The organism is Shewanella sp. GutCb, assembly GCF_002836135.1.
Taxonomy (GTDB): Bacteria; Pseudomonadota; Gammaproteobacteria; order Enterobacterales; family Shewanellaceae; genus Shewanella.
The window spans coordinates 17126-30109 of sequence record NZ_PJBL01000028.1 but is presented as its reverse complement, the minus strand read 5'-3'; the positions used below and the strand labels follow the sequence as shown (position 1 = coordinate 30109).

9 protein-coding genes are annotated in these 12984 nt (G+C 43.8%); all 9 read right to left on the bottom strand.

Annotated features, from left to right (window positions below):
- Positions 1 to 167 precede the first annotated feature (167 nt).
- Positions 168 to 524, bottom strand: a complete 357-nt coding sequence (locus CXF86_RS17220; protein ID WP_101089261.1) for a VF530 family protein — start codon at positions 522 to 524, stop codon at positions 168 to 170.
- Positions 525 to 641: 117 nt separating this feature from the next.
- The gene (locus CXF86_RS17215) at positions 642 to 3074 is read right to left on the bottom strand and encodes a S8 family serine peptidase (RefSeq protein WP_101089260.1); all 2433 of its coding nucleotides are present in this window, start codon (positions 3072 to 3074) and stop codon (positions 642 to 644) included.
- Positions 3075 to 3623: 549 nt separating this feature from the next.
- Entirely contained in the window at positions 3624 to 4016 is a 393-nt protein-coding gene (locus CXF86_RS17210) for a rhodanese-like domain-containing protein (RefSeq protein ID WP_101089259.1), read from the bottom strand.
- A gap of 133 nt (positions 4017 to 4149) precedes the next feature.
- A complete protein-coding gene (locus tag CXF86_RS17205; protein WP_101089258.1) occupies positions 4150 to 4362 on the bottom strand; it encodes a YgaP family membrane protein in 213 nt (70 codons plus the stop codon).
- A gap of 59 nt (positions 4363 to 4421) precedes the next feature.
- Positions 4422 to 7643, bottom strand: coding sequence for an efflux RND transporter permease subunit (locus tag CXF86_RS17200; protein WP_102039615.1), 3222 nt, complete (start codon positions 7641 to 7643; stop codon positions 4422 to 4424).
- Positions 7644 to 7655: 12 nt separating this feature from the next.
- Complete coding sequence (locus CXF86_RS17195; protein WP_101089288.1) at positions 7656 to 8666, bottom strand: efflux RND transporter periplasmic adaptor subunit; 1011 nt, start codon at positions 8664 to 8666, stop codon at positions 7656 to 7658.
- A 215-nt stretch (positions 8667 to 8881) separates the two neighbouring features.
- Positions 8882 to 9598, bottom strand: coding sequence for an SIMPL domain-containing protein (locus tag CXF86_RS17190; protein ID WP_102039614.1), 717 nt, complete (start codon positions 9596 to 9598; stop codon positions 8882 to 8884).
- Positions 9599 to 9737: 139 nt separating this feature from the next.
- Entirely contained in the window at positions 9738 to 11048 is a 1311-nt protein-coding gene (locus tag CXF86_RS17185) for an OmpP1/FadL family transporter (protein ID WP_102039613.1), read from the bottom strand.
- 352 nt (positions 11049 to 11400) lie between these two features.
- Entirely contained in the window at positions 11401 to 12852 is a 1452-nt protein-coding gene (putP, locus tag CXF86_RS17180; protein ID WP_101089254.1) for a sodium/proline symporter PutP, read from the bottom strand.
- Between the last annotated feature and the right edge of the window lie 132 nt (positions 12853 to 12984).

Here is a 12984-nt window from a genome sequence, read left to right as displayed (position 1 = left end):
TAATCATTTTGTATTTCTCATATATCTAACAGTTTTGCTCGATACCAAAATTATTGCCTATATCAAGGCGAGGTTTCGTACGTAATAGCAGGCTATTACTAGAAAGCTCAACACAGATAGGGGCGATAATAGGGGTATTGAGCTGCACTGCTTATCCCGAGTTCAGGTTACTTACCCCAGATGTTGGCATTTAACTGAGTGTCATCATTCGAGTCTTTGCTTGGTTTATCAATCGCTCTGTTATTCGCAGTACGAAGTGTTTTATCACTGGCTTGATAACCGTCATCCCTTGGCTTTCTTGCTGGCAAAGGTAATTTATTCATCTTAAGGTAAAGATATTCAACTTTCTCTCTTGCCCAGAGGGTTTTACGCAAAAACCTCAAGCTAGATTTGATACTCGGGTCGTGGTTAAAGCAGCGGACATCGATACGAGTTCCCAACTCTTCCCAACCGTAGTGGTCGACAAGATCTTTGAGTAAATCTTCGAGCTTAATACCGTGTAAAGGATTGTTTGCTTGGGTCATGATTACGTTCATTGCAGATACTATTAAAGTAATTATACCAGTTAAATCGCTCAATGCAGAGCAAAAAAAAGAGAGCCCTTAAGGCTCTCCTAAAACACGCTTAAAATGAGTAGAGGATTATTGGAAACTCAACTCCCAAGAATTAATCGTGCCTGTATCACGTCGAGCACTGTCAACGGCTTTCAATTCCCAATTACCCACTGAATCAGCGCCAGACATATCGACGGTGTAAGTCTTAACAATGTCGTTAGCACTGCCGCCAGTATTATCATGTAATATCGCCACTTGACCTGTAGGGCTATGTAGCTCTACTTGTAAGTCGCCGATGTAAGTATGGCTAATGTTAACCTTGATGGTTACAGTGCCTGAATCACCCGTTCGAGCTGCTGCAATGACACTGGTGATACCGGTGCTGCTATTATCAGGGATACTGTAGCTACTGTTGTTAGTGTATGTTGCTGGACCGCCTGTTTCGCCGCCAGTTCCCCCACCGGTATCTTCGGTAAAGTTCGCAACAAGGTTTACACCACTAAAGGCGCTATAGCCTTGGACCATTACGTAGTATGTGCCAGTTTGTGCTGTAGTGATTGGGCATGATTCAGCATTTCCGCCTTTCCATGGACGACAATCATAACCTCCCGTAGCGGTAGTGGGGGCCGCGCCATAATTGACATAAAGGTCAGCATCACCCGTACCACCACTCATGGTAAAGCTTAAATCGGTCGCACCAGCAGGCACATCGATAGAGTAATGTAACTCATCACTCGCTGCACCCGTAAGGTTTGATTGTACTACACCATTGACCAATACATTGTCGCCACCACCTGTATCTGGGTCGGTTGGGCCTGTGCATGATTGATCTAGGTACGCTTTCGCCGCAACCGCATCAATTAAGCCATAACCGGTGTTATTGTCACGCCCTGCAGTTTCTAAATCTTCTGCTGTCGCGTTGAGTGCTGAACGAATTTGCGCTGCACTACACTCTGTATGATGACTCCAGACTAATGTTGCGACACCAGAAACGTGCGGTGTTGCCATCGAGGTACCATTGTAATACTCGTAATCTTCATTATCGGTATTTGCTACGGTAACGGATGCCCCAACTTGATTACGTAAGGCAAGTCCCGTTGCACGGTCAACAGAGACCGATACAATAGGCGCCTCATTATTACTGTCTACCAAAAATGGGTTTTGTAGCCCTGGTAGTGTGCTATTACTGTAAACGATGGTTGCACTAGCACCCGCCGCTTCACAGGCTTTTACAGCGTCTATTTCAGGGTAAGTCGCACCTTGATTACCAACACGCTCCACTAAACACACTTTGTTGCTCATGTTGCCACAGTTGAAGTTACTGCCGCTGACTGAACACTCTGCTAATGTACCTGTAACGCTACCAATGAGTGGAGAGCCCACGTGAGTCGTGCCAGATTGTACAAAACGATTATGAGGTACAACACCATTATCAAAGTATGATTGACCAGCAATAGTAATGTCAGCTAAGCGTCCTTCACCACGCGTTACCGTTGAAAGAATAGCTTCACCGGGTCCTGAAATTTCAACCTGATCCGTGAACTGTGAGAATGCCGCGTGATCTTTGTTGCTATCAACAGCAGCAACAGACATTACAGCGTCATATGATGCAGGGTAACTGTGAGTGTTGTTACCATCATTACCTGCAGCAGCAATCAATAAAATACCGTTAGCTTCGTGAGCCGCTAAGGCATTTTTCTCGGTGTTATTTGAGCTTGCTCCCCCTAAACTCATAGTCACAACATTAGCGCCATTACTAACACAAGTATCAACTGCAGAGACTAAAGATGAAGAGTAACCCCAACCTGCAGCATTAAAGACTTTGATAACATGAATATTGGCATTTTGATTTGGCATCACGCCAACAACACCTTCATTATTTGCTATTGCTGCAATTGTTCCAGCTACGTGAGTACCATGAGCATTACCTGCTCCAGGTTCAAACCAATTACCCGTACCTGAGTTATTTGTACCTGTGACATTGTTGGCATTGAGATCGTTATGGCCACGGTCATAGCCCGAGTCAATAATACAAATAGTACGATTTCCTGCTTGGCTATCGCTTAGTGTGGTTGCACCAACGTAGGTTTGACCCCAAGGTGTGGTTTCGCTGAGTAGTCGACGGGGGGCATCTTCTTCAACATAGTCTACATCTGCACGGAATCGAAGCGCTTGCAGATCTTTACCGTCTAACTTAACCGTATAACTGTTACTGCGACCGATACGCTTCATCTCTTTTGCTGAGACGCTGTTAAGTGCGCGGAAGTGAGAAAAGACTTCGTTAGCTCTAGGTTCATATTGAGCATCATCAATGGCGTTAGTCGCGATTGAAAAGCCTGAGGCGGCCGCAGCCGTTTTGAACTTTACAATATAACGCTTTGGTAGCGGACTTTCGTTATTCAATGGTGATGCGTTGCTGTGTAAACCAGAGTTGAAAGAAGGTGCTGCGCCGACACTTGCAGAGATCGAAAGTGCAAGTACAGACAGGCTAAGTGCTGCTGTTACTTTATTTTTTGTCATAACTGTCTTCCATGTTATTCAGGATATTATGTTGTTTCTTATAATGTTTACAGCAGACAATTATGTTTTGCCTTGCTGTGTGAACGAATGTATCTGCAGTTATTACAAATGTAAAACAAATGTTAATGGGGCGGTGGGTTGACATAAGAGTGTGGATAGATTTCGTTACTTGAATGGATATGCTTATTACTTAACCCATGCTGACTAGTGATGCTTTTTATGTGACTTTATATTCTATTGCGGGAGATGGTGCAAATAATGGTATCTTGTATTCAATATGAGGGCCGGGAGTTACTTCAATCTTAACTGCCTGAAATAAATAAAATTAAATACCAATGCAACTTTAGTAATAACTTATACTTATTTGGAATTAGCCTGTCTAGTTTAATCGTCTGTTAAGATGCTTTGCGCGGGGTGTATATCCAAAAACATGTGTTTTTTTAGTTTAAAGATCTGATTGTGTTGTTGGGAAAGGTAAATGTAGCAGGAGCAGACGCTTATCAAACATAAAAGGCCGCAAATATGCAGCCGTACCATAGATTATTGAAGTTATTTTTGTTGCTGAATTAACGTCTGATAACCGCCACCATTATAGGTATTGGAATAACCAGCACTAATTAAAGCATCATTCGCAATGCCGCTACGACGGCCACTGCGGCAATAAAGGACTACAGCCTGATCTGTATCGATATTTTTGTCGGCAAATACAGTCACTATTTGCTCGAAGGGAATATTGATTGCGTTGGGTAAATGGCCCTCGGCAAACTCTTCAGCCGTTCTAACATCAACCACTAAGGCACCAGCCTCTATATTCTGCCAAGCCTGTTGTGCATTTTGATCTGCGGCAAGTGCTAGGTTATTAACCATAAGTAATAAAGCACTGAATGTCATAAATTTAATGATGTTTGACAATTTATATTGCAACTTAAGCGAGTGACTCATCAACATTCCTTAATATTGTTATTATTTGATGTGTATTGATGGTGTTTTAAATTGTTATAGAGGAGATTAATGAGCCGATGATTCAAATCAGCTCACTATATTTCACTTGTTAATCAAAATAAAAAACACCACGTTATTCATTTCTTGCCAATTGCGCCTCTGATTTGAAGCCCAATTTTCGCAGCACAATTGCAGCAGGGCAAAAACCAGTATAGGCACTTTGTAATAAATTTGCGCCTACAAATGCAGTAAGCCAGACGAAGTTGTGATTGACCCACAAGGTTAGTGCTAACGATAACAAGATCATCACACCGGCAAAAGCCATAATGGCACGTTCTGTAGACATATCGATTCCTCACTAGTTAAAAGGCAAGCTCGCGTTAGCGGCCTGCGCGGTTTTGAATATTAATGTTGATACCGGTTTTTCATCACTGCGTAATACAGGACGGGAATAACCACCAAGGTGAGCAGGGTGGAAACCAAAATTCCAAAAATAAGGCTAATGGCCAAGCCATTAAAAATAGGGTCATCTAAGATGAAAAGCGCGCCTATCATGGCCGCCAAGGCCGTTAGCATAATGGGTTTTGCACGCACTGCACCAGAATGAATAACGGCTTGTTCAAACGGCACACCTGCCGCGATTTCTTGATGGATAAAATCCACTAATAAAATGGAGTTGCGCACAATGATCCCTGCGAGCGCTATCATGCCTATCATCGATGTGGCGGTGAATTGCGCCCCAAGCAATGCATGACCGGGCATGACACCGATGATCGTTAGCGGGATGGGAGCCATGATAATGAGCGGAACGCTATAAGACTTAAATTGGGCTACGACTAACAGGTAAATCGCTATCATGCCTACGGCGTAAGCGATACCCATGTCCCTAAACGTTTCATAGGTGACTTTCCATTCTCCATCCCAGAGTATGGCGATACTGTCGAGGCCTGAAGGTTGGTTGATGTAGTGTTGGTCGAAGCCCAAGCCATCTTCTGCATTGATTTGGCTGACCATGTCAAACATGCCGTACAGAGGACTGTCCAGAGGGCCAGCCATATCAGCCACGACCATGATCATTGGGATCATGTTCTTATGGATGATTGGCGTGTCGATAACGCCCTTGTCTATCTGTAATAGCTCAGACATCGCAATGGCTTGACCCTTACTATTCTTTATAGTGAGGTTTAGCACCTGCTCTAAATTGAACTTGTCTTCCTCTTTTAGCTGGATGCGGATGGGAACAGGGTGCTTTTGGTTAGGCGCATGAAGGTAGCTAATATCTTTACCCCCTATGCTGGTGGCGACCAAATCGACTATTTGACTATATTGAATGCCCAGTAGACTGGCTTTACTGCGGTCGATATTGACCTGCCATTTGGCTTGGTTAGCGGGTAGATAGATATCGATATCGACAACGTCTGTCGTTTGCTTAAAAAGGGCTTCAAGCGCTGTTGCAGCTTGCTCGCGAATAGCGGCACTTGGACCATAAACTTCAGCCAAAATGGGCGACCACACTGGTGGGCCTGGAGGCACTTCTACGATTTTTACATTGGCATTATATTGTTTTGCTATCTCCTGCAACGGCGCTCTTACCGCGATAGCAATACTGTGGCTATCACGTTCTCTATGTTGTTTATCGACGAGGTTAACTTGAATATCGCCTAACTCTTGGGTTTGTCGCAGAAAGTAGTGACGAAGCAAACCATTAAAGTTCATTGGCGCACTGGTGCCTGCATAGATCTGATAATTATCGACCTCTTCAACTTGGTTAAGATGTTGAGCTAATGCTTTTAATGTGCGTTGAGTTTGTTCAACCGGTGTTCCCTCAGGCAGGTCGACCAAAATCTGAAACTCTGACTTATTGTCAAACGGAAGCATTTTTAGCACCACCAGTTTTCCGATAGGCAGTGCCACCGCGATAGCGATGAGTACAAAAATTGCCGCAGCTAATCCAAAGCGTGCCTTTCTGGCAGCTTTACCGATGACAAATGGCCCAATTAACCGTGTGAAAACCCGCAGCATTAGACCGTCGGTATGCGGTTGTTGTGTATTGTTAGCCTCACTTTCGGCAGCTGTTTTAGTGCTGTCATGTTTTAACAGTTTACGGCTCAACCAAGGAGTGACCATAAAAGCGACGGCTAAAGAGATCAACATCCCCATGCTGGCATTGATAGGAATAGGGCTCATATAAGGCCCCATTAATCCTGATACAAAAGCCATTGGTAGCAAGGCTGCGATAACAGTAAAGGTGGCTAAAATGGTAGGGCCGCCCACTTCATCAACGGCTATAGGTATAAGCTCTGTGAATGTGCGCTTACCCATCGCCATATGCCGATGAATGTTCTCCACAACCACAATGGCATCATCGACCAAAATGCCAATCGAGAAGATTAGGGCAAATAAAGAGATACGATTTAAGGTAAATCCCCATGCCCAAGAGGCAAAGAGGGTGAGGGCAAGTGTTATGACAATGGCGATACCAACAACAAGTGCTTCTCTAAATCCCATGGTCAGTAACACGAGAATGACCACCGCCGAGGTAGCAAACATCAATTTTAAAATCAAAGTATTGGCTTTATTACCCGCAGTTTCACCATAGTTACGTGACACTGAAATATTTACTCCGTCTGGCAATAATATATTGTCGACTTTATCTACGCGCTCAAGTATTGCATCAGCAATATCGACGGCGTTTACGCCTGGTTGTTTGCCTATAGCAATCGTTACAGCGGGATAGATTTTCTCTTTGTCGCCATGCCAAGCGCTCTGAACAGGGATGTCGGCTTTAAGGGTGATATCGGCAATGTCGGCAAGGAATACGGGTGCAGTATGCTTATCGCTATCCTCCCTAATCGCAACCACCAGTTGTTTTACATCGTCTATATTGGTTAGGAACTCACCTGTTTGAACCTTGATTTCTTGGTTTTGTTGTACTAATGAAGCTGGCATAGAGACGTAGTTATTACTGCTTAAACTATTATGGATTTCGTTATATGAGATCCCATAGTAGTTCATTTTTACAGGATCTATTCTGACATTGAGAGTGAGTTGGTGCGCACCCACTGAGTTGATTTCACGGGTGCCTGGAATCCGTTTAATCTCAGTTTCCAAACTATTGGCAACATGGGTGAGTTGCTCAGCTGAGACACTAGACTCTTTTGACCACAAGGTTAAGCTGACTATCGGTACATCATCAATGCCGCGAGGTTTAATAAGAGGCTGACCGACGCCAGCATTGAGTGGCAGTTTATCTAAGTTAGCGTAGATCTGATTATAGAGTTTTACGATGGCGTCGTTACGTGCAATGCCCACTTCAAAAATAACAATAAAGAGGGCGCCATCCGGCTGTGAAAATGAGTATAGGGTGTCAATTCCTTTAAGTTCAGAGATGATTTGTTCAGTGGGTAAGGTCACTAAACTCTCTACTTCAGCAGGCGATGCTCCTGCAAAAGGGATATAAACATCAGCAAAAGTGACGTCTATTTGAGGCTCTTCCTCTTTTGGGGTCACCAATACTGCAAATAAGCCGAGTAAAAGGCCGAGTAATGCGAGTAAAGGGGTAATAGCACTAAGCTGGAAAGCAGCGGCAATGCGTCCTGAAATCCCTAATTTTTGTCTGTTTGTCATCTTGTCAGCTCCTTAAGGTTTAGACTGCTTTTGTAAACGCAATAAGGTCTGATAAGCATCTCTTGCGATGACATCACCATTAGATAATCCTGATAACACTTCAATTGTATCGCTGTCCTGCTGGCCAACTCTGACTTGATTAAGCACCCACTTGTTATTCTGCTGTAGATAAACGGCATTTAACTCGTTCATGGTGATAAGGGCTGTTTGAGGAATGAACATTGTTTGGCGTTGACCGCTAATAAACCGGGCTTTAATAAGGCTGCCAGGGATGAGACCCGATATTTCAGTGGGCAGTTCGATACGCACTTTATAACTGTGACTGGCTTGGTCGACAAAGCCAAATACATTGAGCTTGTCGCTGAAAATGTGTTTGCCATCGGCTAATGTGAGTTTGAACTTAGGCTGCAGCTTTAAGGCGCTGATATAACGTTGTGGTACGTGGGTGACCGCGCGCATCTGGGTTAAAGAGTAGCCAGAATATAATGCTTGCCCAGGGCTGACGGTCTCACCTTGTTCAACGTGCCTTTGGGTCACCACCCCCGCAAAGGGCGCGCTTACCGCGGTATATTTTAAAGATTCAGTGGCTTGCACTATGCCTGCATTTGCTGCACTGACTGCTTGCTGAGTTGATTTAGCATTAGCTTGTGCTTCATCCATTGAGCCTTCAGAAATAGCGCCTTGAGGAAAAAGCTTTTTATAACGTTGCAACTGCGCTTGGGCTTCGACATTTTGTGCATTTGCTCTTGCATATTCAGCTTCGGCTGCAGCTAATAGCGCACCTTGCTCTTTACTGGTAATTTCTAATAGTGATGCATTTTTAGCGACAATATCATTCACATCATAATTGAGTTTTATAATACGTCCCGATGTCTGCGCCGACACCGTAGCCGCTTTTGTGGGCTCGATAACCGCATCTAGTACAACCCAATTGGGGTAGGAGGTGTATTCAACCGTTATGGTTGGAACGCTATCAACCGTCGATGCAGCATAGGCCAATGTAGGTAAAGCTAGGCTAGACATTAGCGATAATAAGAGCAGTGCAAAGGGGGGAGCGTAAGTTGCCATCGTTGATTACCTAAAATACATCCATGAGATTATTCTAATGGATGTATTTCAAAGGCGCAATCATTATTCATTAGTAAAATACGATGAATATGCTTTTATGCGCAATTGCAGCACCTGTCGACCGTGTCATTACGCGTTTAATGCTAAAGCGTTAAAGGTGTTTTGGCGGGTTAATCATTAAGGTAATAGGTCAATGTAGAGACGATACGGACTTTCTTTATATACGGCGTATTACTATCTCGGTCATTAATGCTAAATTGACCTTGAGCGGCCTTTTTAATTTTTCCCAATTTTGAGTCAGAATCCTTCGCAAATTTCTCGGCAACTTGGCGTGCATTTTGAGTTGCGGATTGGATCATCTCCGGCTTAACGTCGTTGAGCTTGGTAAACAAGAACTGTGCTTTGCTGTCGTAATCTTGATCTGAGATAGCAATGCCTTCTTTAGCAAGTGACAGCATATTACTGCGGGCTGAAAGTAGTAGGTCGATCTTATCGGTATAGAGTGAGAGAGACACTCTTGCTGCGTAGCGAAACTTCACATTAGGATCCGCATAACCTTGGGCTAATCGGTCATCGATAGCGGGAAGTGAGATAGTTATTTCTGACTTATCAAAACCTTGTTGCTTTAGAAACGTGGCCACTTTTTCTGTTTTAGTTTGCACATTTGCATAAAGGCTGTCGAGATCGTTATCGACTTCGGTAAAGCGAATGGGCCAAATGGCGACATTGGCGCGCACCTCTTTCTCGGCTAAACCTTTAACCGTGACGGTACGTTCCATTGATTTCATTTTTATCAGCTTATCGCCAACGGTATTGGCCATCAGCACTAATCCAAGGCAAATAAACCCTCCTAGGATAATCGCGGCTAGAGTATTATTTTTTTGCATAAGTTCAGTTTCAAAATGAGGTGTAATAAGCTCACGTTAGCAAGGTTTATCGATTGAGTACAATGAAATAGGGTTAATGGAATGTGGGCAATAAAAAAGCCGCAATGAATGCGGCTTTTTCGTTTATGTAAATACAGCGTTAAAACTTGTAGTTGTACTGCATTGAATAGTAAGTTGCATTTGATAGTGTTGTCGCGTGCACAGTACCAAGATCATTTCCTAGTGTTGGCATCTGCTGACCAACTTGATCTAAAACAGAGCTATGTTCAGTTAGCTGTGTTTCTTCACCTCGAATAAAGGCGATACCAAAGTCGATGCTCGTATGCTTAGACACGTTGTAAGTGGCACCCATTGTGTACCACTGACGGTCTGAATCAGGAATAGAGATTGAGCTTACTTCGCCAACAACACCTTGGTCGAACATGTAACCTGCGCGCACAGTCCAGTTTTCAGTCAGTGAGTAAGTACCACCAACACTGAATAACCAAGAGTCATCCCAAGCGTACTTTTTAAGTTGTGCTTCGGCTGGATCCGTTACTGTTATTTCATGGAAGTCACCCCAAGTTGTCATTTGCGCAGTGTAATGCAATGCAAACTTGTCTGTTAACTGGTGGAAACCAGCAACTTGGAAAATATCAGGGATGGGGATGTTGATCTCTTGATAATCGGTTCCGCCAAACTTTACGGTACCGTCAGCAGTAAATTCTGGGCTGAAACGGTAGCTTACGCCTAAACGATGGTTAGCATTAATTTCATAAACGGCGCCCACAATACCACCAAAGGCGACACCATCAGCATCAACGTCTACAAGATCCACTGGCACATATGAACCATCTGGGGCTAGAGGCAGTTCACCTGAACGAGTCAGTGTGCCTTGACCATAAATAACATCTAAACCGGCACCAACACTGAATTGGTCATTAATACGGTAAGACGCGCTTAGGTTGAAGTTAATGGTAGTTACTTCAGTTTTACCGAGTAAATCGACGGGTGCAGGAATTGTCGCTTTACCGCCTAAGATGGATTTTGGTTGTGACAAATCACCAGTGTCGGTACCAGTACCGAAGTTACTAAACATAGCAACACCGTAAGCGAACTTGTCGTTGATTGGGCTAATATAGTAAAAGTTTGGGATAATTTTAGCTTCGGCTGCGTCTGGAACATTGCCGTAGTGAATTTGCCCAACGTTCGAATTAATATACACATCACTGACTTCAACCTCTACGTCTGCATACGTTAAGCCCATTGAGAGTTGCTTCTCGTCAAACATGGCCATTGCTGCAGGGTTACGAGATAAAACGGATGCGTTATCGGCGATGACAGCATCACCCGCAAATGCGCGACCGATCCCCGTTGCTGATTGGCTGTTAAGTTGGAAGCCTGCGGCCATTGATTGTGTGCTGACTAAAGCTACAGATACTGCGATAAGAGTCTTGTTGAAATACTTCATTATTATCATCTCTATTATTATTGGTCTTACTTATATGAGTGTTAAATTTAAATTAACTGTAAGATCCACTTGTTAGACCAGTGCATATTAGGTAGGTAATAGTAAGCTGACAACTCCGACCAGTGCTAAAATATTGTTAAATATTAGTTAATTAAATATTTTTCATGTCCCGAAAAATATCTATTCGATTGAATATTCAAAAAGAAGCCATATAGCATAGAGGCTTGAGAGATGCTCTAAGTTTAACTTATGGTTAATAGTATGTAACGGCTGGTTGTTCAAGGGCTTAATAGAGAGATATAAAAAAAGCGTACACCTGTACGCTTTTTAGTGACAGTGCCAAATTACAAGTTTATAGCTTTGCTTCAAACTCATTAAATTGCGCTTTAACTGCGTCTGAAGGTGCTTTTAATTTGCTAACAAGCACACCGGCTATTGTTGCAAAAAGGAAGCCAGGTAAGATTTCGTAAAGATCAAAAATCCCTCCGCTTAGTTGCTTCCAAATAACCACAGTAACGGCACCAACAACGATAGTGGTAACAGCGCCATCGCGGCTATAGTCACGCCAGAAGAGCGACATTAATACGACTGGACCAAATGCGGCACCAAAACCTGCCCACGCATAGCTAACGAGTCCAAGTACGCTGCTTTCAGGATTCAATGCAACGATCCCTGCGATGATTGCAATGGCAAGTACGCCGATGCGACCAACGAGCATGAGTTCTTTGCTTTGCGCTTGTGGGCGTAACCACTTCTTATAAAAGTCTTCAGTAATGACGCTTGAACAAACTAGTAGTTGTGAATCAATCGTACTCATAATTGCCGACAATATGGCCGCGATAAGTAATCCGCCTATCCATGGATTGAAGGCGGCATGTGCTAGATGAATAAACACGGTTTCAGGATTTTCTAGTGGACTCGCGGCAAAGTATAATGTTCCTGCGATACCGGTCGCCAACGCGCCCAATAATGCGATGAGCATCCAGCTCATTGCAATGCGGCGCGAAACAGGAATATCGTCGGCTGAACCAATCGCCATAAAACGCGACAGGATATGCGGTTGACCGAAATAGCCGAGCCCCCAAGCAAGTAGCGATATGAGGCCAATAAAGGTGGTGTTTTCGCTGAATAATGACAGCATAGCAGGATCGAGTGCTTCAAACCCTTGTTGTGTTTCTGGTTGACTAAAAATGGCGATGGGCACAATGAGTAACGCCACTAACATTAAGCAACCTTGGAAGAAATCGGTCCAACTTACCGCAAAGAAGCCACCGACAAAGGTGTAACCCACTATGATGCTCGAGCCAATAATCAATGCGAGTGTGTAATCAAGGCCAAAGACTTTCTCAAACAAAATAGCGCCGCCTACCATGCCAGACGACGCATAGAAGGTAAAAAACACTAATATGGTGACAGCAGAGACTAACTTGAGTATGCCTTTATTATCTTCAAATCGTTTTTCGAAAAAGTCGGGAAGGGTCAGTGCGTTATCGGTAAACTCGGTGTAGATCCGTAATCGCTTGGCGACAAACAGCCAGTTTAACCAGGCACCAAAGACCAATCCGAAACCAATCCAAGCTTCACCTAAACCCCCTAAATAGACGGCGCCAGGTAAACCAAGCAGCAGCCAGCCAGACATATCAGAAGCGCCAACACTTAGTGCCGTTACCGCTGGCCCCATGCCGCGGCCACCTAAAATGTAATCTTCTACAGAATCAGTTGCCTTGTAAGCCCAAAGGCCAATGCCCATCATTAAGGCAAGATAGCCAATGAAGGTAATTAAAATGGGTAATTCAATGGTCATGAGATATATACGCTTTTATCATTTTTTAGTTGTGGCGCTATGCTAGCAGATATTCGAGCATGGGCTCAATAAATGATGGAATTGTGATGTAGATCTAACCAATGGCGCGTAAATAGCACCATTGGTTGTCAA

Excerpts from the sequence above, each read along its gene's own strand:
- CXF86_RS17220 (WP_101089261.1), bottom strand. The coding sequence starts at position 524 with ATGACCCAAGCAAACAATCCTTTACACGGTATTAAGCTCGAAGATTTA.
- CXF86_RS17215 (WP_101089260.1), bottom strand. The coding sequence starts at position 3,074 with ATGACAAAAAATAAAGTAACAGCAGCACTTAGCCTGTCTGTACTTGCA.
- CXF86_RS17210 (WP_101089259.1), bottom strand. The coding sequence starts at position 4,016 with ATGAGTCACTCGCTTAAGTTGCAATATAAATTGTCAAACATCATTAAA.
- CXF86_RS17205 (WP_101089258.1), bottom strand. The coding sequence starts at position 4,362 with ATGTCTACAGAACGTGCCATTATGGCTTTTGCCGGTGTGATGATCTTG.
- CXF86_RS17200 (WP_102039615.1), bottom strand. The coding sequence starts at position 7,643 with ATGACAAACAGACAAAAATTAGGGATTTCAGGACGCATTGCCGCTGCT.
- CXF86_RS17195 (WP_101089288.1), bottom strand. The coding sequence starts at position 8,666 with ATGTCTAGCCTAGCTTTACCTACATTGGCCTATGCTGCATCGACGGTT.
- CXF86_RS17190 (WP_102039614.1), bottom strand. The coding sequence starts at position 9,598 with ATGCAAAAAAATAATACTCTAGCCGCGATTATCCTAGGAGGGTTTATT.
- CXF86_RS17185 (WP_102039613.1), bottom strand. The coding sequence starts at position 11,048 with ATGAAGTATTTCAACAAGACTCTTATCGCAGTATCTGTAGCTTTAGTC.
- putP (WP_101089254.1), bottom strand. The coding sequence starts at position 12,852 with ATGACCATTGAATTACCCATTTTAATTACCTTCATTGGCTATCTTGCC.